This window comes from Photorhabdus stackebrandtii (genome assembly GCF_011189495.1).
In the GTDB taxonomy this organism is placed as follows: domain Bacteria; phylum Pseudomonadota; class Gammaproteobacteria; order Enterobacterales; family Enterobacteriaceae; genus Photorhabdus; species Photorhabdus khanii.
Genome location: NZ_PUJV01000036.1, coordinates 1 through 22,989 on the forward strand (window position 1 = coordinate 1; position 22,989 = coordinate 22,989).

General features: G+C 43.9%; 16 protein-coding genes and 1 pseudogene. 6 read left to right on the plus strand and 11 right to left on the minus strand.

Going from position 1 to position 22,989, the window contains the following annotated elements; translation table 11 throughout:
* The 11 genes and pseudogenes from C5470_RS19425 to lsrR form a co-directional block, all read right to left on the minus strand.
* Positions 1–4,630 (minus strand): non-ribosomal peptide synthetase (locus C5470_RS19425; RefSeq protein ID WP_166291350.1); only part of this gene is annotated, 4,630 nt, incomplete at its 3' end.
* A 1,189-nt stretch (positions 4,631–5,819) separates the two neighbouring features.
* A complete protein-coding gene (locus tag C5470_RS19430; protein ID WP_166291352.1) occupies positions 5,820–7,142 on the minus strand; it encodes an MFS transporter in 1,323 nt (440 codons plus the stop codon).
* A 220-nt stretch (positions 7,143–7,362) separates the two neighbouring features.
* Positions 7,363–7,527, minus strand: a pseudogene (locus C5470_RS19435) (autoinducer-2 kinase); the annotation flags it as partial.
* A 52-nt stretch (positions 7,528–7,579) separates the two neighbouring features.
* Positions 7,580–9,190 (minus strand): AMP-binding protein, encoded by a 1,611-nt coding sequence (locus C5470_RS19440; protein WP_166291354.1) that lies wholly within the window; start codon positions 9,188–9,190, stop codon positions 7,580–7,582.
* Positions 9,177–10,349, minus strand: a complete 1,173-nt coding sequence (locus C5470_RS19445; RefSeq protein WP_166291356.1) for an MFS transporter — start codon at positions 10,347–10,349, stop codon at positions 9,177–9,179. The genes C5470_RS19440 and C5470_RS19445 overlap by 14 nt, the downstream gene beginning before the upstream one ends.
* Positions 10,350–10,373: 24 nt before the next feature.
* On the minus strand, positions 10,374–11,738 hold the full coding sequence (locus C5470_RS19450; protein ID WP_166291358.1) for a Gfo/Idh/MocA family oxidoreductase: 1,365 nt from the start codon (positions 11,736–11,738) through the stop codon (positions 10,374–10,376).
* On the minus strand, positions 11,735–11,998 hold the full coding sequence (locus tag C5470_RS19455) for a citrate/2-methylcitrate synthase (protein ID WP_166291360.1): 264 nt from the start codon (positions 11,996–11,998) through the stop codon (positions 11,735–11,737). Before C5470_RS19455 ends, C5470_RS19450 begins: the two co-directional genes overlap by 4 nt.
* A gap of 161 nt (positions 11,999–12,159) precedes the next feature.
* Complete coding sequence (locus C5470_RS19460; RefSeq protein WP_166291362.1) at positions 12,160–13,626, minus strand: nucleotidyltransferase domain-containing protein; 1,467 nt, start codon at positions 13,624–13,626, stop codon at positions 12,160–12,162.
* A 47-nt stretch (positions 13,627–13,673) separates the two neighbouring features.
* Positions 13,674–13,856, minus strand: coding sequence for a hypothetical protein (locus C5470_RS19465; protein WP_152962305.1), 183 nt, complete (start codon positions 13,854–13,856; stop codon positions 13,674–13,676).
* Positions 13,857–14,191: 335 nt separating this feature from the next.
* On the minus strand, positions 14,192–15,784 hold the full coding sequence (lsrK, locus tag C5470_RS19470) for an autoinducer-2 kinase (RefSeq protein ID WP_166291364.1): 1,593 nt from the start codon (positions 15,782–15,784) through the stop codon (positions 14,192–14,194).
* An 87-nt stretch (positions 15,785–15,871) separates the two neighbouring features.
* Positions 15,872–16,873: a transcriptional regulator LsrR gene (lsrR, locus tag C5470_RS19475; RefSeq protein ID WP_152962307.1), complete on the minus strand. Its 1,002-nt coding sequence runs from the start codon at positions 16,871–16,873 to the stop codon at positions 15,872–15,874.
* A gap of 229 nt (positions 16,874–17,102) precedes the next feature.
* Between lsrR and lsrA the strand changes: the two genes are divergently transcribed.
* The 6 genes from lsrA to lsrG all read left to right on the plus strand — a co-directional run bounded on the left by lsrA (position 17,103) and on the right by lsrG (position 22,984).
* Positions 17,103–18,665, plus strand: a complete 1,563-nt coding sequence (lsrA, locus tag C5470_RS19480) for an autoinducer 2 ABC transporter ATP-binding protein LsrA (protein ID WP_036843258.1) — start codon at positions 17,103–17,105, stop codon at positions 18,663–18,665.
* Positions 18,659–19,660: an autoinducer 2 ABC transporter permease LsrC gene (gene lsrC, locus C5470_RS19485; protein WP_166291365.1), complete on the plus strand. Its 1,002-nt coding sequence runs from the start codon at positions 18,659–18,661 to the stop codon at positions 19,658–19,660. Before lsrA ends, lsrC begins: the two co-directional genes overlap by 7 nt.
* Complete coding sequence (gene lsrD / locus C5470_RS19490) at positions 19,660–20,661, plus strand: autoinducer 2 ABC transporter permease LsrD (RefSeq protein WP_036843255.1); 1,002 nt, start codon at positions 19,660–19,662, stop codon at positions 20,659–20,661. Before lsrC ends, lsrD begins: the two co-directional genes overlap by 1 nt.
* Before the next feature lie 48 nt (positions 20,662–20,709).
* Entirely contained in the window at positions 20,710–21,729 is a 1,020-nt protein-coding gene (gene lsrB, locus C5470_RS19495; RefSeq protein ID WP_152962311.1) for an autoinducer 2 ABC transporter substrate-binding protein LsrB, read from the plus strand.
* Positions 21,730–21,797: 68 nt separating this feature from the next.
* A complete protein-coding gene (gene lsrF / locus C5470_RS19500; protein WP_152962312.1) occupies positions 21,798–22,673 on the plus strand; it encodes a 3-hydroxy-5-phosphonooxypentane-2,4-dione thiolase in 876 nt (291 codons plus the stop codon).
* Positions 22,674–22,684: 11 nt separating this feature from the next.
* On the plus strand, positions 22,685–22,984 hold the full coding sequence (lsrG, locus tag C5470_RS19505; RefSeq protein WP_152962313.1) for a (4S)-4-hydroxy-5-phosphonooxypentane-2,3-dione isomerase: 300 nt from the start codon (positions 22,685–22,687) through the stop codon (positions 22,982–22,984).
* The last annotated feature ends 5 nt before the right edge of the window (positions 22,985–22,989 follow it).

Genomic DNA, 22,989 nt, shown 5'->3' on the forward strand with positions numbered 1-22,989 from the left:
AAACACTGGCATCAAAGCTGAATGAAGCAAACTGTAACATCCGGCTGGTTACACGCATGTTAAGCCGGGCAATTTGTGTCAATACCAGATTAACCACACCACGATGTTCGACCATCACCCCTTTCGGGGTGCCTGTAGATCCGGAAGTGTAAATCACATAGGCCAGATGCCGTGAAGTCAATGCAGGTACCTGCGGATTACTGTCCGGCTGATCCGGCAGGATATTTAAATCAAGTACCGTTAGCGTCGCCAGAACCGCTTCACCCAACACAACCCGCCCGGCTTCATCCGCCAGCAAAATAGCCGGTGCAGCATCATTCAGAATATGCACCAGACGCTCACCCGGATAGGTAGGGTCTAGCGGCACATAAGCACCGCCAGCTTTCAGCACCGCCAACAATCCCACCACCATTACCGGTGAACGTGTCACACAAATCGCTACCCGCTGATCCGGCACCACTCCCAACGCAATCAGCTGATGCGCGAGCCGGTTAGCATGGACATTCAACTCCGTATAACTCAGGAGCTGTTCTTCATATACCAATGCTATCGCACCCGGGTTTTTCTCTACCTGTTGTTCAAATAACTGATGTATGCACAGTTGGTCCGGGTACGCGGCTTCCGTCGCGTTCCAAGTTTCCAGCAACAATTTACGTTCCGCTGGTGCCAGAATGTCAATTTCCCCGATCCGCTGCTGAACATCAGCGATCATTGCTTGCAGCACCATGTGCAAATATCCGATGTGTCGTTCGATTGTCGATTGATCAAACAGGGCGGTTGAATAACCAAGATGACCGACAACCCTGCCTTCCTTCTCAAATAGGTTTAATTCAAGCTCAAACTTAACAACATCAAAGGCTTGATCGACCGGTGATACAGCCAACCCCGGTAATTCCCACTCAGAATTTTCATTGTTCTGCCAGGCAAACATCACCTGGAATAACGGTGTATGCGCCAGTCGTCTCGGCGGTTGTACGATTTCCACCACCTGTTCAAACGGCAAATCCTGGTGCTCCTGTGCCATCAGTGTGACTTGTCGCACCCGAGCCAGCAACTCAGCCACATTCGGCTCATCCGATAAGTCAATGCGCAACGCCAACGTATTCACAAAGAAACCGATCAACGGTTCCACTTCTTGACGACTGCGGCCTGCACTTGGTGCACCAATCACCACATCATCCTGACCTGACAAGCGCGACAAAACCGCAGCCCAAGCGGACAACAACGTCATAAATAACGTGACACCCTGCTGTTCACTCAAACGTTTAAGGGACGCCGTCAATTCCACACCCAGAGTGACAGGCACAACATTCCCGGTAAACGACTGCTTTGGCGGACGTGGCCGGTCAGTGGGTAAATCCAGCAGAACCGGCGCGTCCGCCAGCATCTCACGCCAATAGTCGGATTGAATTTGGGTACGAGCCGACAACCACTGACGCTGCCAGGCAGCATAATCAGGATATTGAATCGCCAGCGGAGGCAATGGATCCGCTTGTTCTGCCAGAAACGCCGTATAGAGGGTACTTAATTCACGTACCAGCACATTGATAGACCAACCATCGGAAACAATATGATGCTGGGTGAGTAAAAACTGATATTCGTCATCCGTGAGCCGGATAAGGCAAGCGCGAATAAGCGGACCACGCTGGAGATCAAATGGTGTATAAATTTCCTCGGTACGCAAACGTTCAAGCACCGTTTCGGCCTTTTGGGTACCGCGCAGATCATGTTGTGACAACGGTAATCCACTGTCCGACACCAATAATTGTACCTGAGGCTGACCGTCGACAGTAATAAATACCGAACGTAACGCTTCATGACGGGCAAACAAAACATTCAGCGCCTGCTGCCAGGCGGCAATATCAAGCTGACCACGCAAACGCAATGCCATTGGAATATGATAAGTATCACTGACGCCATCAAACTGCGCGAGAAACCACAGGCGCTGTTGAGCAAATGACAACGGCAACTCTCTCTCGCGGGATATCGGCATGATGACGGGCAATGTCCCGCACGGTTCATCAAGCCGGGCGATGACCACTTCAGCAAAGGCCATTAAAGAAGGCGCTTTAAACAACTCAGTTAACGATAGCTCCACCCCCAGGGCAGTCACACGGTTCATCATCCGTACCGCCAACAATGAATGACCGCCTAAAGCAAAGAAGTTGTCGTGCCGGCTAATCGGCCCAATACCCAGTAACTCGCTCCAGATAGCCGCCAGTGCAGTTTCCATTTCACCTTGCGGGGCTTCATAGACCTGACGGGCAAAAGCCTCCTGCCCAGGCGCAGGCAACGCCCGGCGATCCAACTTGCCGTTTGGCGTCAACGGGAAGGCATCCAGACGCACAAACGCCGCCGGTACCATATAATCAGGCAAAATGGCACTCAGGTGGCTGCGCAGGCTGTTAACCAATCCATCATCCGCCGACGCGACTACATAGGCGACCAGACGTTTGTCTTGCCCGTCATTCAGCGCCAACACCAGCGCTTCACGCACTGCCGGGTATTCCACCAGCCGGGCCTCAATTTCCCCCGGTTCAATCCGAAAACCACGAATTTTCACCTGTTGATCATTACGGCCAAGAAATTCCAGATTGCCATCCGGCAGATAGCGGCCCAAATCCCCAGTCCGGTACATACGGGCATCCGGTTGATCACTAAACGGATCCACCAGGAAACGTTCCTTGGTCAACTCAGGGCGATTGAGATAACCACAGGCAACCCCATCTCCCCCCACATAAATCTCACCGATCACTCCTATCGGTACCGGTTGACCGTCATCATCCAGCAGATAAACCCGGGTATTCGCTATCGGCCGGCCAATCGGGATCCGAGTTACACCCTGCGGTAAGGCCTCAATAGGATACATCGTGGTAAAGGTAGTTCCCTCACTCGGTCCGTAAGCCTGTAATAATTGCTGTGGCGGATGACTATCCAGAACCTGAGCAATGATATGCAGATCGGGGATATCTCCACCGAAAATCAGCACTTTAATCTGTGGCAGAACCGGGGATAATTCTGCCACCAGCCGGTTAAACAACCCGATAGTCAGCCACAGAACCGTGACATGATGCACTTGTAACACCGGTACTAACTTGTGGGGCGTCAACAACGTGGCATGGTCGATAACCACCAGCGTACCGCCGTTGAGCAACGGCGCCCAGACTTCAAACGTGCTGGCATCAAACGCCGGATTAGCCGTAAAAGCAACCCGCTCATCCGGTTCGATTTCGGCATAGCCATTATTAATAACCAGCCGGACCACAGCACGATGAGGTACCACCACCCCTTTGGGCGTGCCAGTCGAGCCAGAGGTATACATGATATATGCTGACCCGGTGCTGGATCGCGGTAAATCTGGATTAAAATGATCTTCTTCTCTGCGGGTATCCGCTTCATCGGAGAAGCGAAACAGCGGCACCGGGAGGCCAGACGGAATATCAGATTGCGCATCGGTGATCAACAACTTAGCGGAGCAATCGTTCATCAGCCAGATTTTCCGCTCGTCCGGCACACTGGGATCAACAGGGACATAAACCGCACCTGCCTTGAGGATCGCCAACTGCGCCACCACCAACTTGATGGATCGTTCTAATAATATCGCCACATGTTCATCTGGGCTAATTCCCTGCTCAATCAGTTGGCGGGCCAACCGGTTAGCACGGACATTCAACTCAGCATAGTTGAGAGTTTTATCCCCTTCGATCAACGCGATGGCCTCCGGGGTTTTCTCTGCCTGTTGCTCAAATAACTGATGAATACATAACTGGTCGGGATACGGTGTTTGAGTAGCATTCCAGGTTTCCAGTAATAATGTACGTTCAGTCTCAGGCAATAAATTAAGCTGCCGGACGGGAACGTCATCATCCACCTTTTTCGACAGGGCCAACACCTGCAAGTGTTCACTCATCCGCAGAATCTCTTCCGCACTCAAGCTATTTGCATCGTATATCCAGCGAAAACCGCCCTGTGCAGTGATCTGGAGGGTTAGCAACTCGCCGGGCATCTCCTGATCACACAATCTGTCATCCTGTATCACAGAGATGGCAATCCGCCACGGCCGGGTTGTTGTCAACGCCGGAATAGCGCGCAGTAAAGGAGTACGGGAGAGGAAATCAAGACTAAATGTACGATGCTGAGCCAGCCGGGTCAGCTCGTCATCAATCCCGTCAGCTACCATACTCCACGGCTTATCAAACGCTATCTCCACGACCATGGGCACCACAGGTGCCAACCCCGTTAACCTACTTGGTGTATCTTTTTCCTCATCCACGCACCAACCAATTTGGAATTTGGTTTGATGAGTCAAACGCGCAAGATAAACAACAAACGTCTGCAATAGTAGCCGTAATGGATCTTCTTCACTATTTCCTGGCAGTGGAGACTGCCAGGCACTTATTACCCAACTGGGTTCCGTTTGCTCCCCGGCGGTTTCGAAAGGTAACTGGAGTGGTTGCAAAGCAGCAAGGCGCTCATACCAAAATAATTCACTGGGCATCAGTGCCTGGAGGATCTTATTTACATGCTGAGTCTGTGGTGAACTGTCACTTACATTAGTTATATTTTCTGACGTCTGAGAGACAAGCTCAGTTTTAAGAACATTTCCCAATTTAACAATATTCTCTTTCATCTATTCCCCCAACGAATTGTTATAAATTCGAAAACTGTCATTCCCGACAGTCACTACTCATGTTTTTTTCTTATTTCTTGCCCCAAGAAATGAAAACGGACTTGTCTGACATCAACAGATACTGGATGCCATAATCCGGTTAATAACCGCTAATTAATAATTTTCCGACGCTAATTTCCCCGACAATGGAATAAATGATTTATCTTATAAGCTTAAATAAGACATTCCTTTTTCATTCGTATTCTTTATATGCGTTATACTAATCTGCTACCATTTTTATGGTCTAACACTAAATTACACTATTATAAATGGGATAGTTAACCTCATTTATAATGTGTAAATACCAAATCACAACTTTATTTTATCTGCTTTCAATTAATTCCTAATTAAAATTATTTCAAAAATAAATCAGGTACTTTGAAAGATCAACCAAACTGGTTTACCTTAAATGATCAAAAAGTTTACCTTGACAGTAACTGGTAGAATAAGTCCTCTATCCCAATAATGACAAAACACCAAAAAATAAGTTTAACTTGTTGAAAAACAAAAAATCCACCTAAATATTCAATTATATGAAAATATAAAACGAGATTAAAATAATTCATAAGACATTACTTTTCAACAGCAAAAAAAACATCTGAACATCAATACCGAAAAAGAAATAAACACAGATTAAAACTAGCTCATTTATATATTATTTTATCATAGCAAGATCACAAAACTAATATAATCAGCATTGTATTTAATACCATGACGAAATGATTTAGGATTATAAATAATTTCATTGTGCATTACTCTATGAGAGTAAAATAATATCATTCCCCTAATACTTAACAATATTTATTGTCGCGTTATGAAATTAGAACCTCAATTTAATATCCTTCAAACTTAAGGTGTCGGAATAATTATATAACAAGGATTACATTCACCATTTTCTGATACTTATTACCATCAATAAACACATTAATAAAACTTTATATTATCTCTATCCAATCAGTTACCGAAATAAGTCATAATAAGAATGACATTAATTAAATATATCTATACCCGTTATCTTTCAAGTTGCCTCTTTGTTGGCTGCACTCGCTCACCCCTGTCACATAGTTCGCTATGCTCCCGGGGATTCGCTCCCTTGCCGTCGCGAAGCATCTTGAAATCTATAGGGTATATAATCTCTTTATAAAGTTATCTATCTACGCCTTCTATAACTCACATCCTTAAATATTAATGCTAAAGCAGCTAAAATAGCGGGAATAGCTAAAATTGCAAAAATACTACTATGATCTAATTCAAATCTGATCAGTTCTGCTCCAAATAACGCACCGAAAATCCCGCCGAATCTTCCAAATCCTAACATCCAGGCAACACCCGTGGCCCGGCAATGAGTCGGATAAAATTGTGCGGAGATAGCCCCCATTGACGCATGGGCACCATTCATTGCTATCCCCGCAAAAAATATGCAAACACTCAGTAATAATACATTTTCCCCCTGACCAATAAAAAAGACTAAAATACCCGTTAGGATATAATTAGTTGCAACCACCTTATGAGGATTAATTCGATCCATTAGCCAACCGGCAAACACAGCGCTTATTATGCCCCCTAAAGGAAATAATGCTGTCAGTATTGCTGCCATACTAATACTGAAACCAAAATCGTTCATTAAAAATGGCATCCAGCTTGTCAGAACATAAAAAACCAATGCTCCCATGAAATAGGTTATCCATAACATGGCTGTCCCAAGTAAGAATCGACTGGATAAAACTGTTTTGATTGACGACTTATGTATAATTTCTTCTTCATCAAAGATAAACTTGTTTATATCATTTAAAGAATTGTTGGTCATTTTAGATAAAATTCGTCTTATATTACCTTCTGAACCATCTTGCAAAACCAGATACCTAAGTGATTCAGGTAATAGAGAAAAGAGAAATAGAGATAGAAATAATGGCAAAATACCCCCTAAAATCGGAACTCCCTGCCAACCAAAATGTGGAATAATCCATGCAGACACTATTCCTCCTACCGCTGCACCAAAAGGAAAACCACAAAAAACGATATTTATTAACAAAGATCGCCGATGCTCTGGTGCATATTCAGATATTAAGGTTATTGCATTTGACATTGCGGCACCAAGACCTAACCCAGTCAAAAAACGCAAAATAGTTAACGTCTGTATTGAACCGGCTAAAGCTGTAGCAAGACTTAATAGGCCAAAAACAGTGACTGACGTTGTCAGCACTGACTTTCGACCAAACCGATCTGCAAGTGGGCCAGAAAAAATCGAACCCAACGATAATCCAAAAAGGGCAGCGCTCATAGTCGGACCAAGAATAACACCTTCTACTTTAAAATCATTTATCACTGCCGGTGCAATATATCCCATTAATACAGTGTCAAAACCATCAATAACAACAACTAAGAAACAGAGAATTAATACTTGCCATTGCACTTTCGAAAGTTTTTGATTATTAATAACATCTTGGATATTGATTGTTTTAGTGCTATTCATCTTGAATCACCAATCGTAAAGAAAACTGTTTTAATGTTTTCTGTGTTAATTTTATTTATGCTCATATTATTACTATGAAAAATATAATTGACGTTATTATTTTCAATTTATTACTGTATCAACTAACCAGAAATCTGACATTAAAGACATTAACATCAATCAATAGAAGTCTTTCAGGATAAATGTTACCACAAGATTATCGGATATATCTCGAACAGAAAGATAAGAATTGAAAGAAACTGATGGATTCCGCCTGAACCATACTGGAAATAATATGCGAGTTTATCCGGGTATTCATATTCGGGTCAGTGATCAGCTCTGGTAAATTGACAACCTGCCGCCAAAAAGTACCCCCGAGAACAGCGGTCTGGGCAGGCTTGGCAACTTACAGATAGTTCAGTTTCCCAGTCATAATACGAAATCCCATCCTTGAGATTTCAGGAATTCCTAATTAGTTGCCTTAATTGCTCTTTTATGATTTTTCCACTTGCGTTTCTGGGTAAAGTTAAAAAAGTATATCCCTTAGGACGCTTATACCGTGCTATTACCGTACAAATATAATCATTCAATTCATACTCTGTAACTGATGAATTTTCTTCAAGCTCTATAAATGCATACGGTACTTCACCCCAATGTGGATCTGGCTTTGCCACAACAGCCGCAGCTAAAACACCAGGATAGTTTGACAGTGAATTTTCCAGTTCCAGACTGGAAATATTCTCACCACCAGAAATAATAATATCTTTTTTTCTATCTATAATTTTGACATAGCCATCATCTTCAACAACAGCTAGATCCCCCGTGAAAAGCCATTTACTTGCTGCATCAAGAGTCACATGCCGATCTGGATCATAAGATGCAACCATATTCCCACGAATTACGAGTTCACCGACAGTTCTTCCATCAAAAGGCACCTGTAATCCCGTATTTTCCTCAAGAACACAAACTTGACCTTGTAAATTTGAGACAATACCTTGGCGCATTTTCTTAGATATTCTTGCAGATTTGGGGAGCTTCTCCCAATCGACCTTTTCTTCACACACAACAACAGGCCCATATGTCTCAGTCATACCATATACTTGTGTTACTGTTATTCCAATGGAATCTAATAGAGCAAACATCATCTCTGTAGGCGGCGCACCTGCAACTAATCCATTAATTTTCTCCTCAAAATGCAGCCCTTGCTTCCGAGCAATATTACCTAATGCGCAATGGACAATAGGCGCTCCACAATAGTGCGTTACCTTATGCTTCTGCATTAACAATACCGCTTCTTCTGCGTCAAACTTGCGCATACAGATGTGTGTACCTCCCCGAGCAGTGATAGCCCACGGAAAACACCACCCATTACAGTGAAACATTGGTAATGTCCATAAGAACGTCGGTTGCTTTGGTATATCCCAATCCAAAACATTAGAAATGGCATTTAGAAACACGCCACGGTGAGAATAGACAATAAGTTTAGGTTGTCCACTTGTTCCTGAAGTTACATTTATACTGATCGCTTCTTGTTCATCTCGCAGAGAAAAAGACAACTCTCCCAATCTGTGCGTAATTATCAGCGATTCATATTGAATAAATTCTCGGTCAGAAATTGATTTTGAAGTGACTACACCGTCCACATCAACAACAATGATCTTTACTTGGTTATCTAGAGGAATATCATCCAACAGTGAAATAAAGGTTCTATCAATGAACAATACTTTAGGATTAAGTTTTTTAAATATAAAATTTAAAGTGCTTGAGTCTGTTCGGGTACTGAGCACATTCAATATACCACCTGCCATTGGACCCGCAAAATGCAATTCAAGAAGTTCATGTATATTGGGTAGAAGCGCGGACACAACTGCTTCTTTACAAACGCCAATTTTTTTCAGAGATATTGCAAGCCCTTCACACCGAGATGCATATTGGTGCCAAGTCCAACGACATTCTCCATCTATGACAGCAATACCATCTCCATTACTCAGTACTGCCCTTCTTAGAAATGAAATAGGTGAAAGTGCGACACCATCATATTCACTTAAGAATGAATTAGAACAAATCATATTTTTCACTCCCTTTTTTATATATTCTAAAAGCAATTGATATCATGATAAGAAGCAATATAGCGTCGATAATAATTGGTGCCTCAATTCCGCCAAATTGCTGAGCATATGGTGTTACAGCTTGGCCGATCGCTTGAGCTAAAAATGTACTGGTGCCTAAGAATCCATAAATTGCAGGAATTTGTTCAACAGGATAAGTCTTCGATAAAAACTGATGAAAAGCTGTAAAATAAATAGTACTACCAAGCCCACCCAATAATAACATTATCCAAAGGCCCAAGTGAGTTGATATCAAAAGAGCACCACTCGGTTGCAAAAACAAAAGCACAAGGGAAATAACGAATCGCGCCTTTAAAGTTATTTTTCGCAATAGCTTACGCAACGGTAACACGAAAAAACCTCCCGCAGCCGCAATAGCGAACGAATAGCCAACCTCTATTGAATTGAATCCACAAGCGTATACAGCGAAGATGGGCCATGAGGCTAACCATAAACCAAGGCACATAAACTCTAGATGGTGAACCAAGAGTAATCTCCAATTACGACTCAGGAGTTGAATGTACGTTATCCGAATATGTTCACTATTATGATTGTCAATAGGCGTGATAGCAGATTTTTTGGGCAATATTATCAGACACAAGGAATACAGAATTGCTGAGAATAAGAAAACACTATAAAGGTCAAATTTCGCAGCAATAATCCCACCTGCCATTGGACCCGCTAAACGCCCAGCATTTTGGGAAATAACGTAGCTATCATTCACCGACTCAAAATTCGGAGCTTGGGAGAATCTATTAAGCTGTGTTCGCCAAGAGATAATGAATCCTGAGAAAAAAGCACCTTCCAGAAGCCTAGAACACAACAGTAAACTAACAGGGCTGCTGAAAAGGAATAAACAGAAGCTACAAGACATAAGCCCAATTAATGCACCAACATATACCTGTAAACAGTTTTTAGGTGAGATGAATTGCCCCATAATAGGCTGAAAGACCATTCTCCCGATAGCAGTTCCCGATAGAAAAACTGCTGCTTGTGTTGTGGAAAAGTCCGTAGCTTCTACAAGCAAAGGTATATAACCTATAGTCGCAGTGGCTGCGGCCCAAAAAAGAAAACCTCGAACAAATGTAGTAAAAGGTAGCAGATCTAATTTTTCGTTCATAACTCGGCTTCTACTCTACTTGAGCTATTGAGGAACAGTGTTTGTCTTAGAGGCCTGTTCATAAACAGCAGCAAGCAATGCAACTGAATTTTCGTGAGTTGATAACTCTGAGTTCGCGTCTCCACCACTTAAAAAATCACGAAGCTGCTCTTTTCTTGCGTGGACATTCAAGCCCGAGCATAGAGGGAGACTTGGATTTAACTGTGATAGATCTTTGCGGTTAATTCGTAACACAGCCTGTTCACCCCGCCGGGTAAACATTGGATGGGTAGCAATAGTTATGCTGAAATCTTCCGGTATCGTGTTACCGTCTGTCAGTTTCCGGAAAGAATTCGATACGATACTAATTGAGCAAAAGTGCCCGAGATGAATATTGACGATTTCCTGTCGTATCCGTCCATCGCTTGGAATACTATTCGGCATTATCCTTCCAGATAAGGTTGTTTCCATCAAATCCATGCTGAAAGACATTCGATGTTGAATACCTTTGGAATAACTTCCTATTACTGAGAAGTCTAATTCACCATAATCCAACAATTGATGTGCAATTTGATCTTGATTTTTATCCTCTTGCTTAAGGGCATGTGAATAAATCGTAAATGGTAAAGCTTCCGCCAGCGCATTTGGGCGTACTACCATTGTCTTGACATGTGGTTTCAGGAGGTCTATATCCTGTATTGTTTTATTGTAAAGTGCAAAGCGAGCAACGAGATCTAAATAATGATACCCAGAATAAAATAATACTCCATAACCGTATTTGAGTGGATGGTTTTCCAAATTGAGCATTTCCGATGGAATTACCCACCACCCGCCACCAAAATGAACATGCATTGATGTGATAGGTATTTGGAATGAGCTCATGAATTCAGTTAGAAACTTTTCCACATATCTATATCCGAATTGCATTCGACGTTCACAACTGATTACAAATCTACTGTTGGTTTTTCTCGAAGTAGTCAATAGTTCTGAGAAATCTGTCATTAAATTTTCCGCGTTTGATGAATAAGGTGCAGTTATTGGTTTATCCATGAACACGTTCAATCCATTTGCGGCTGCCCATAGAGCATATGCTTTATGGGCTTTTGGTTCAGTACTCACTATGACAGCATCAGCTTTATGGGCTTCTGGAATTGCAGAAAGTAACTTATGAATTTCGTCTGAATCCGGATAATTTCTGTATTTTTCATCAAGGAACAAGTACGCTCTGGGTTTTAATCCTTTCTCATCTAATGCACAGCGAATTTTCATTTCTCGACATTTCAAGTCAACTATAAGCATAACCTCAATGGTATCGCGGTACTCCAATAGAACATCTAAGTATCTATTTAGAAAGTGAGGACCACATCCAAATACGATTAGTTTCCGTACTGGCTTATGCTTTATTTTCATAAATACAGCTCCTGTGGTCGCAGAATTGGCGCTTTACTGTCAATACTGTCATAGTAATGGGCCAACCAACCAGCAGCACGGCTGAAACAAAGGAGAGCAGTATTCATGTGCGACTTGAAACCAGCCCTACGAGTTTGCATTAAACCTTCATCAAGGATCTTCATCTTCACTTTTCGATTTGGCTTGAGAATAGTTTGGTCTGATAATTGTTGTACTTCAAAAAATTCGTTAATTGATCTTTCCAATATTTTAGACGTCATGCTTCATTCCTCTTAATAAAATATGTGCATTAAACTGACACATTGGTATAAATAGGATTACAATAATTAAATTATTGCACTAGCTAATGACTATGTTTAGATCCGAATTAATGTTTTACTCATCGTAATATTTATAGCTGAGAGAACTATGGTCATGCCGTCTATGAAATTGACTTCTCGACTTGTACCATGTTTAGTCTCTCTGCCACTATTTCACACGCGTCAAGTAATGAATAAAATAAGCTTTCTAATTCAGTTCGACTTCCAATAAGCAATTTTTGCTTTAGCGTGTTCTCATCTTCTTTTAGGTTTTGGGTATATTTAATAATGTCGGTGAGAATTTCGTTGTCTCTGTAGTATTCCAAAACCTGAGTTTTTTTAGTTGGATAGAAACCACTTTTTAGGGTTTGTAAAGGGCGCAAACAACCGTGATCAGTGAGTTTCATCATCAGTCCAAGCATATAATGTGCCCGATGTCCATATGTACCAGAAACCAGATAAGCACGAGCTATTTGCCTTATAGTAAATAGGTTGTTAATAATACCATATATATCGCTTTTCAATGATGGTTTCATTTCTAAAGCGAGATTGCCATAAACACGCTTAGTTCCATTAATGAGCGCATATGCTCTGAAACTAGGATATTGGTGAACATTCGATGCGCTATATACGGAGATGGATAAATCCTTAAACCTAGATTGTGTTGAGCGGATTGCTTCAAGAATAACCGTATCGACTTCATCCACGATAGCGATAGAGTCTATATCTGAACCACTTCGCATATCACCTCGGGCAGCACTACCATGGAGATAAAAGGCTAATAATCTATCTCCAATAAACTGCCTTAAGAGAATAATCACTTGATCAATGAGGGGTTGTAATGAAAGAAGATCGTCTACTTTACCATGTGCTGGAACAATACGTGTCTCCGGGTACAAGTGCTGCAATAATGTCGAATAGTACTCCGCGATTCCACTTAACCGTGCCGCTGAATCACGAAAAACATTAATATTGGACAAAAGTTCTTCTTCGAACTTTTGCCAGGATGTATTGCAAGTGATCAACCAATTAAGGTCTTCTGTTGGTGCTTTCAAAGCATACGCACTATTTTTGTGAATACAGGATAGTTCCGTCGATTCGAGCAAACGATATAGCCCCAATTCAGCGTAACGCATTGCCCACCCAAGCTGGCGTACTCCCCAAACGTGAGTCTTTGGCGTCAAGTTTCTGAGGTAATAAAGACGCGCAATATGAGCAACACTAAAGACTGCTTGTCTATATATATCAAGATTCCCTTTGATATTAGGGAATATCACATCATTGATTTTTTCCGACCGTAAGAGCCAAGAATTTTTAGTAAATTGCCACATACAATGAGGCGGATAATATGATAACTCACTAATAGTAAGATAATTTAAGGTAAACTCAAAAAACTCCGCCTGAAGGTATCTTAGTGATGCAATGCAACCTGTGACGAAATTATCAGGTACAATCACGTAGAAATGCCTCACACACCGAGAAGAATAATCAGGTTGGCGGAGATATGAATCAGTTTCCACAATACCGAGGAGATTCTCTGCAAAAACCTCTAATGCGGACTGAATAAAATAGTCAGTTCTTGCGTTCATATAAATTTACTCTTTAAGAATATCAAGTCTATAAATCATGAATCGAATCAAGCTACATGTTTTAATAGGTTATAGTCGTAAACAACAGGGATCTCAATTAAAAATGGTTCATTAAGAAGATATGCTTGTTCCAAGACTTCCGGAAGTTCTTCTGGATTCTTGAGAAAAGCAGATTTCATACCGTTAGCATTCGCCAATAGATGAAATTGAACCGGCCCTAGCTCCGTCATGCCTTTTACCGGTTCTTCACTATGTAAGCCTTGATGACCGATGAAAAATAATGTGCTGATTGACCGGGATGGAGATATATTTCGTCAGCAACAGTCGCCGGGCATAGACCCGTGGCCCCTCAACCCTGATAATTGTTCTAAGCAATGGGAGAAAATTTAAGAATAGCCGACACTTTTCCAGCTATCTGGAGGGTGCCCAAAGAACACAAAATTCACCGTTATCTCAAACCATTACCACAACATCACACATTTTCAGGTATCAGAGAATACTTGGTGCACAAAGCGCATATCGACGCAAGCACACCCAGCAATACGGTAGATCAACTCATTGCAAGTTATAATCCCGGTGCCTTCCATAATGAAGTTGTCAAACCATGATCGACCAAAGTTAACTGATCGGCATATATCGCCTGCCAGTTCTCTTTAGCCTTTTGATACACTTCATAATGTTCAGGATTTGGCTGATATTCATGTTGCCAACGCACCAGTTTTTCCCCTGTCTCGCTCATGGCATCATAAAGCCCAACCCCCACGCCAGCAGCAATAGCACATCCCAAAGCGGTCGATTCTTTAACCATCGGTACCCGAACCGGCAGCCCTGTCACATCAGATAAAATCTGGCTCCACAATTTTCCTTTTGAACCACCGCCAGCAAATACCAGTGAATCCGGTTTAACAGCCGAAAATGCAGAAATCAGATCCAGATTACAGGCCGAGACAATCGCCGCATTTTCTTCCAATGCACGGAATAATGTCGCTTTATTGCATTTCTCAGGATCTATAGAAAGGTTAATAAAAGAAGGTGCCGCGTGATACCAGGCTTTAAACCGCATCACGTCAGAAAAAATCGGCATGACGCCATAAGCGCCGGCGGGTACTCTGGCGGCCATATCTTCCAGTAAGTTATATGTATCAACGCCAAGACGCTCCGCCAATAATTTCTCTTCCGCGCAAAATGCATCCCTAAACCAACGCATTGTCAAACCGGTAAAGAAACTGATGGATTCCGCCTGAACCATACCGGGAATAACATGCGGGTTTATCCGGGTATTCATATTCGGGTCAGTGACCGGCTCTGGTAAATTGACAACCTGCTGCCAAAACGTACCACCAAGAACCGCGGTTTGGGCAGGCTTGACAACCCCTAAGCCAAGACAACCGAGCTGTACATCACCTCCACCCATAATGACCGGTGTTCCAATATTAAGCCCGCATTGAGAAGCGGCTTTTTCAGTGATGTAACCTAACAGGGTGCCTGTCTCTTTTACCGGAGAAAGAATATCAGAACGCAAACCGGCCATCTCAAGCAGGTTGGGACGCCAGTCACGGCTCACCAAATCCAGCATTCCTGTGGTACCGGCATTAGAGGGATCGACTGCCAATTCACCACTGAGCATATTTGCCAGCCAATCACTGATCATCGTTAAAGCGGCTGCCTGACGGTAAATATCCGGGCGGTGATGCGCAAGCCATAACAGACGAGGCATCGCCCCCAGCGCTAACGTTTGCCCTGAACACTGATAAACATCATATTCAAAAGTATTGTTATACAGCGCTTTCAACTCGCTCACTTCACGACTGGAACGCGCATCTACATTGGCACAGGCCCAGATCGGCTCACCGTTGCTGTCATAAAGCACAATCCCTTCCCGCATAGAGCAAGACGCCACCCCCTGGATAGCACTGGCGGGCAATTCCGCCGTTTTCAGCGCCTGGCGGATACACTGGCAAGCCAGTTGCCAATTCTTTTCTAAATCAAACTCCATTGAGCCGGGTACATCAGGTACAGGCTGATGTATCCATTCAGCCTGCCCTGCGGCTATCTGATTCCCTTCAAGATCAAATATTACTGCACGAACGCTCCCTGTTCCTGCATCAAGCGCCATCAGATATTTTCCCGATGGATTAACACTACGGCGTTGATTCATGATGCTATCCTCAATTTAATGACTTTTTGAACTTATAGCCTTACCTCAAATTTTTTCTGTTTATTCACGGATAGATTGAATGTGGATTCAGCGCAGCAAATTCAGCATCGCTCTGGCGGTCTGTTCTTCCGTCACCAGCGCATTGATATATTGACCATTAAGTGCAGCAACAATGGCTTCCGCTTTGTCCTCTCCTCCCGCAACACCGATAACCGTCGGAATCGTTTTCAGTTCCGGCATAGAGATACCAATAAGCTCTTGATGAATCTGCATATTTTCCACCAATTGACCATCTGCTTGCATAAAATAACCAAGGATATCGCCCACCGCACCTTTCCGGCCAAACATCAGTTGTTCACCACCGCTGATATAGCCAGAACGCATAATTGTCGCCTGCTGTTTCTGATTAACTGCGCCGATACCAACGATAGCCACATCAGCCGCGCAAGCTGCCAACAGCACATCACGGACGCTGCTCTCCTGACGGAATGTTTCGGCTACCTGAGCAGTCGAAGCACGCAGTGGTGTGGGGATAATACTGATTGGACAGGCGGCATCCAGCTGGCCGATGCCAGTCATATAAGGACCGACACCACCGGACAACGTGACCAGCCTGATTTGTTGTGATGAGATAAAACCACTTAAATGCTGCAATGTGCACATGGTGGTTTCACCAAACCCGACTGCCAGTAATTGCTGTGGTTCAATCAACACCATCAGCAAATGGGCCGCCCCAACCCCCAATCTGGCATTAAGATTCATATCAGCCAGTGCAGGTAAAACGCGCACCTGTTTCAAAGAGAAATGTTTTTGCAGGGTATCTTCCAGTTCCAGACACCCCTCATAACGGGAGTTAATTTGTACCCGAATCACACCTGACTGCCGCCCTTTTTCCAGTAATCGGGAAACTTTTAACCGGCTCAAACCCAACAGATCGCCGATGTCCCCCTGTGTCAGGCCATCGTGATAGTAAAACCATGCAATACGCGCAAGCAGCTCTTCTTCACTCATGCTATTACCCGGATAGGTGTCTTCGGACGACACATTTTTCTCTTTAACTGATTTTTCTTTCGCTGATTTTATCGACATAACCACTTTCTTTTATCCGCACTCAACAGATAACCATTAAAACGTATAACACGCCAGAGTCTTACCGTAAAAATTTGAACATAATATTGCGCAGATCTAATTTTTTCACAAAATGTGATCTAAATAGTGCCAATATCATAATTTAACAGCTACCATGTTGAACAATTGTTTTTTATTTACATAAATGTTCATTTTTTTGCCTCAGCACCTGCATTAAGAGGATGCCGCGATGTTACATAACAACACCGCAGTACCACCGCTATTAGAAGTCAGTGGCATCAGTAAGCAGTTTTCCGGCGTAATGGTACTAAAACATATTGATTTTACTCTGCTTCCAGGGCAGATACATGCTCTGTTAGGGGGTAATGGTGCAGGCAAATCAACACTGATGAAGATCATTGCCGGTATAGAACAACCGGATAAAGGATCTATCAAGATTGACGGCAATAATGTTAGCCATCTCAATCCCACCAAAGCACATCAACTTGGTATTTATCTGATACCACAGGAACCATTGCTGTTTCCTAATTTGTCTGTACAGGAAAATATCCTGTTTCGTTTGCCCAAGCATCAGGCAGATAAAGCCAGAATGAAACATTTGCTGGAATTACTTGGCTGTCAATTAGATCTCAATGCCAATGCAGGCAGCCTCAATGTTGCCGATCAGCAACTGGTAGAAGTTATGCGTGGCCTGATACGTAATTCAAACGTTTTAATTCTCGATGAACCTACTGCCTCCCTGACACCGGCGGAAACCGAACGCTTATTTACCCAGCTCCGTGAACTACAGCAGCAAAGCGTCGGCATTATTTTTATTTCTCACAAAATCCCTGAAATTCACCAGTTGGCGGATCAGGTGAGTGTCATGCGTGACGGTGGCATTGCGCTGAGTGGTAAAACCTGTGATTACACCACGGATGACATCATTCGGGCTATTACACCCGCAGCGAAAAATAAACCCTTAACCGACACAGAAAAGCGGTGGTCAGAGCTGAACGATAACCCGCAAAAGACCTCATCTGATTTACCTGTATTGACAGTGACTGACCTGAATGGCGAAGGTTTCCGCAATATCACGTTATCAGTGAAACCCGGCGAAATTTTGGGTTTGGCCGGTGTTGTCGGTGCGGGTCGTACAGAATTAGCCGAAACACTTTATGGCCTGCGTCCTGTGCTATCTGGCGAAATCAAATTAAAACAGTGTCCAATTACCAGGCTAAAAACTGTTCAGCGTCTGAAACAGGGGTTAGTGTATTTGCCAGAGGATCGACAATCATCGGGGTTATTTCCGGATTCATCCTTAAGCTGGAATATCTGCTCGTTAACCCATAACAACCGTACATTTTGGGTACACCCTACTTATGACGCCACCGTCGTTGAACGCTATCGTCAAGCTTTGAATATCAAATTCAGCCATATCAATCAGCCAGTCAAAACCCTGTCCGGAGGTAATCAGCAAAAGATTCTGATTGCTAAATGCCTCGAAGCTCACCCCGCAGTACTTATTATTGATGAACCCACACGTGGCGTGGATATCGCGGCACGCAACGATATTTACCAACTGATTCATAATATCGCCCAGCAACAGGTGGCGATTATTTTCATTTCATCCGATCTGGATGAGGTGGTTCAGATGGCAGATCGGGTATTAGTGATGCATCAGGGAGAAATCAATGGCGAGTTGACTAAACAACAAATAGATGTCGATACCATTATGCATATCGCCTTTGGTGAACATAAATCACAGCAGGCTGTCTCCACCATAAAAACAGATAAGGCAGCATCATGTTGAAATTTATCCAGAATAACCGCGAAATAACCGCATTAATCGCCATTCTTGCCCTGTTTGGTTTACTGGGCGTTATCGACCGGCAATACTTTAGTTTGCAAACCGTCACCCTGATTTTCAGCAGTGCGCAGATCCTTATCCTGCTTGCGATGGGTGCAACATTAGTCATGCTGACCCGCAATATTGATGTTTCTGTCGGCTCCATTACCGGCTTATGCGCGGTTATCATGGGGATGTCACTGAATGCGGGATTCAGTTTGCCCGTTTCCTGTTTGTTCACTCTTCTGCTCGGTATGTGTGCCGGGTTGTTTAACGGCGTGTTGGTCACCTGGCTAAAAATTCCCGCCATTGTTGCCACCCTTGGCACGCTGGGACTTTACCGTGGATTCATGCTATTACTCACCGATGGTAAATGGATTGAAGGTCTGCCTGATGAACTGAAAAGTCTTTCCGCACCCCGATGGCTGAATATCTCACCCATCGGCTGGTTGTTAATGATTCTGGTACTGGCAATGGCCTGGATCCTGGCAAAAACCGCTTTCGGCCGTGGCTTTTACGCAACAGGTGACAACCTGCAAGGCGCACGCCAGCTTGGTGTCCGTACAAACAGCATCCGGATTATCGCTTTTTCAGTTAACGGTGTTATGGCGGCTCTGGCCGGGATTGTTTTTGCTTCCCAAATTGGTTTTATCCCCAATCAAACCGGTAATGGGCTGGAAATGAAAGCTATCGCGGCTTGTGTGCTGGGCGGTATTAGTTTGCTCGGCGGGACAGGTTCGGTGATTGGCGCTATTTTAGGTGCATTTTTCCTGACCCAGATAAACAGCGGATTAGTGCTGCTAAAACTTCCTGCCTGGTGGAACGATTTTATTGCCGGATTTGTTCTGCTGGCCGTGCTGGTTTTTGACGGACGCCTGCGTTGTGCGATTGAGAAGAATATCCGCCAGCAGAAATATGCCCGTTTCCTCAAAAATGACAAAAATAATCAGGTGACATAATGAATATCGGTCAGCGTTATGGCTGGGAATTCGCCTTAGCCGTATTACTGGTTATGGAAATTTTGTTATTTGGTATAGCAAACCCACGCATGTTGGATATCAATATACTGTTATTCAGTACCAGTGATTTTATCTGTATCGGCATTGTTGCCCTGCCACTGACTATGGTTATCGTCAGTGGTGGTATTGATATCTCATTCGGTTCGACAATTGGCCTGTGTGCAATATCGCTGGGTGTGATGAATCAGGCGGATATCCCGATGGCCGCAGCCATTCCCCTGACGCTGATGGTCGGTGCAATGTGTGGCATAATCAATGCAGCGCTGATTTTATATACCGGCGTTAACCCCCTGGTTATTACGCTCGGTACTCTGTATCTGTTTGGTGGCAGTGCGCTTCTGCTTTCCGGTATTTTCGGCGCCACAGGTTATGAAGGGATTGGCGGCTTTCCACAGGCATTCACTGACTTCGCCAATCTGACTTTATTAGGCCTGCCTGTACCATTAGCTATGTTTATCATCTGTGTACTGGTTTTCTGGCTTTTCATGCATCGTACTCACAGTGGACGCAACATTTTTCTGATTGGTCAAAACAACAAAGCTGCCTACTATACCGCCATTCCGGTTGCCCGAACCCTGTATTTTATCTATTCCCTGACTGGTATCGCCGCCGCTATCGCCGCTATTGTGCTGGTTTCCTATTTTGGATCGGCGCGTTCTGATCTTGGTTCGTCATTTCTGATGCCGGCAATCACCGCCGTCGTATTAGGTGGGGCCAATATTTACGGCGGTTCGGGCTCAATTATCGGTACAGCACTGGCTATGCTGTTAATCGGTTATTTGCAACAGGGGTTACAGATGATCGGTATACCGAACCAGATATCCAGCGCCCTTTCCGGCGCACTGCTGATTATTGCGGTAGTAGGCCGTTCAATCAGTTTACATCGTCACCAAATCCGTGGCTGGATGCAACGCCGACGAAATCAGAAATTACCTTCCTGATCTCTACAGAGGTAACGTCATGCGGAAACCCAACAATAGGAGAAAGTAATGAAAGCACCAATCCTGAAAAAACTGGCGCTGATCAGTGTATTAAGTCTGGCTTGCACCTCTTGGGTACATGCAGCTGAAAGAATCGCTTTTATCCCTAAACTGGTCGGTGTCGGCTTTTTTACCAGTGGAGGTCAGGGAGCCGTAGCCGCCGGAAAAACACTGGGTGTCAGTGTGACCTATGATGGACCAACAGAGCCCAGTGTTGCCGGACAGGTCCAGCTTATCAATAATTTCGTCAACCAGGGCTATGACGCTATTGTGGTGTCTGCGGTTTCACCGGAAGGCTTGTGCCCTGCACTAAAACGGGCAATGAAACGGGGAGTGAAAATCCTGACCTGGGATTCAGACACTTCACCGGAATGCCGTTCTATCTATATCAATCAGGGAACACCGAATCAACTGGGCGGAATGCTAGTTGAGATGACCGCTAATCAGGTGAAAAAAGAGCAGGCCAAAGTTGCATTTTTTTACTCCAGCCCAACAGTCACTGACCAAAACCAATGGGTAAAACAAGCCAAAGATAAAATTGCCGCAGAGCACCCAGGTTGGGAAATTGTTACCACTCAGTTTGGTTATAACGATGCCACAAAATCCTTACAAACTGCGGAAGGGATTTTAAACGCCTGGAGTGATCTGGATGCAATTATTGCTCCGGATGCCAACGCCCTACCTGCGGCAGCACAAGCGGCGGAAAATCTGAAACGACAAGACGTTGCGATAGTGGGTTTCAGTACCCCCAATGTCATGCGCCCCTATCTTGAACGCGGTACCGTGAAACAATTCGGGCTATGGGATGTTGTGAGTCAAGGCAAGATTTCAATCCATGTCGCCAACGAATTACTCAGGAAAGGTGATTTAAATGTCGGAGATAAACTCGATATTCCTGATATTGGCACCGTCGAAGTTGCATCAAACAGCATTCAGGGCTACAGCTATGAAGCCAAAGGAAACGGTATTGTTGTTTTGCCTGAACGGGTGATTTTCACCAAAGACAATATCAATCAGTACGATTTCTAATTCTACTGCCCGGCAATCTCCGCCATTAAGGGTTGCTGGCCCAGTGTAAGCTAGTTAGGAGAGGAAAAATGGCAGATTTAGACGATATTAAAGATGGTAAAGATTTTGGTCTTGATGTCCCGCAAAAGAACAGTTTATTTGAACTGAAAGGTTGCGGCGCACTTGATTGGGGAATGCAATCACGGCTATCACGTATTTTCAATCCCAAAACCAATCGAACGGTTATGCTGGCTTTCGACCACGGTTACTTTCAGGGGCCAACAACCGGCCTTGAACGCATTGATATCAATATTGCGCCGTTGTTTCTGCATACTGATGTATTGATGTGTACCCGCGGTATTCTTCGCAGTCAGGTTCCGCCCGCAACCAATAAACCGGTGGTTTTACGTGCTTCCGGCGCCAACTCGATTCTGACGGAATTGTCCAATGAAGCAGTCGCTGTCGCTATGGAAGACGCTTTGCGCCTGAATGTCTGTGCGGTAGCCGCTCAGGTGTATATCGGCTCTGAACATGAGCATCAGTCGATCAAAAATATTATCAAGTTAGTCGATCAGGGAATGCGTTACGGGATGCCAACTATGGCAGTCACCGGCGTTGGTAAGGATATGGTGCGAGATCAGCGTTATTTTTCTCTAGCGACCCGCATTGCTGCCGAAATGGGCGCACAAATTATCAAAACTTACTATGTCGATACTGGCTTTGAGCGTATTGCCAGTGGATGCCCGGTGCCTATTGTGATCGCTGGTGGTAAAAAGCTGCCAGAAAAAGAGGCGTTGGAGATGTGCTATCAGGCAATTGATCAAGGCGCTGCGGGTGTCGATATGGGACGCAATATTTTCCAATCCGAAGCACCGGTTGCTATGTTGAAAGCCGTTCACGCGGTCGTACACCAGAATGAAAATGCCAGCAAAGCTTATGAATTATTTTTAAGTGAAAAAGGGTAAGGAGAATTAAGATGCACGTAACTATGGTTGAAATTAATGTTAAACAGGACAAATTAGATAAGTTTCTTGAAGTTTTCCAATTTAATCATCTGGGTTCAATTCAGGAAGCAGGTAATCTGCGCTTTGATGTATTACGGGATGAAAATATTCCTACCCGTTTTTATATTTATGAAGCGTATGTCGATGAGGAAGCTGCCAATGCACATAAAAAAACACCTCATTATCTAAAATGTGTTGAAGAGCTTGCATCCCTGATATCTGAGCCAAGGAAGAAAACCTCTTTTATTGGTGTGATGCCAGAAATAAAATAAATAAC

What these genes read in the sequence shown, in the direction of transcription:
- C5470_RS19430 (WP_166291352.1), bottom strand. Translation starts at nt 7,142, where the DNA reads ATGAATAGCACTAAAACAATCAATATCCAAGATGTTATTAATAATCAA.
- C5470_RS19440 (WP_166291354.1), bottom strand. Translation starts at nt 9,190, where the DNA reads ATGATTTGTTCTAATTCATTCTTAAGTGAATATGATGGTGTCGCACTT.
- C5470_RS19445 (WP_166291356.1), bottom strand. Translation starts at nt 10,349, where the DNA reads ATGAACGAAAAATTAGATCTGCTACCTTTTACTACATTTGTTCGAGGT.
- C5470_RS19450 (WP_166291358.1), bottom strand. Translation starts at nt 11,738, where the DNA reads ATGAAAATAAAGCATAAGCCAGTACGGAAACTAATCGTATTTGGATGT.
- C5470_RS19455 (WP_166291360.1), bottom strand. Translation starts at nt 11,998, where the DNA reads ATGACGTCTAAAATATTGGAAAGATCAATTAACGAATTTTTTGAAGTA.
- C5470_RS19460 (WP_166291362.1), bottom strand. Translation starts at nt 13,626, where the DNA reads ATGAACGCAAGAACTGACTATTTTATTCAGTCCGCATTAGAGGTTTTT.
- C5470_RS19465 (WP_152962305.1), bottom strand. Translation starts at nt 13,856, where the DNA reads ATGACGGAGCTAGGGCCGGTTCAATTTCATCTATTGGCGAATGCTAAC.
- lsrK (WP_166291364.1), bottom strand. Translation starts at nt 15,784, where the DNA reads ATGAATCAACGCCGTAGTGTTAATCCATCGGGAAAATATCTGATGGCG.
- lsrR (WP_152962307.1), bottom strand. Translation starts at nt 16,873, where the DNA reads ATGTCGATAAAATCAGCGAAAGAAAAATCAGTTAAAGAGAAAAATGTG.
- lsrA (WP_036843258.1), top strand. Translation starts at nt 17,103, where the DNA reads ATGTTACATAACAACACCGCAGTACCACCGCTATTAGAAGTCAGTGGC.
- lsrC (WP_166291365.1), top strand. Translation starts at nt 18,659, where the DNA reads ATGTTGAAATTTATCCAGAATAACCGCGAAATAACCGCATTAATCGCC.
- lsrD (WP_036843255.1), top strand. Translation starts at nt 19,660, where the DNA reads ATGAATATCGGTCAGCGTTATGGCTGGGAATTCGCCTTAGCCGTATTA.
- lsrB (WP_152962311.1), top strand. Translation starts at nt 20,710, where the DNA reads ATGAAAGCACCAATCCTGAAAAAACTGGCGCTGATCAGTGTATTAAGT.
- lsrF (WP_152962312.1), top strand. Translation starts at nt 21,798, where the DNA reads ATGGCAGATTTAGACGATATTAAAGATGGTAAAGATTTTGGTCTTGAT.
- lsrG (WP_152962313.1), top strand. Translation starts at nt 22,685, where the DNA reads ATGCACGTAACTATGGTTGAAATTAATGTTAAACAGGACAAATTAGAT.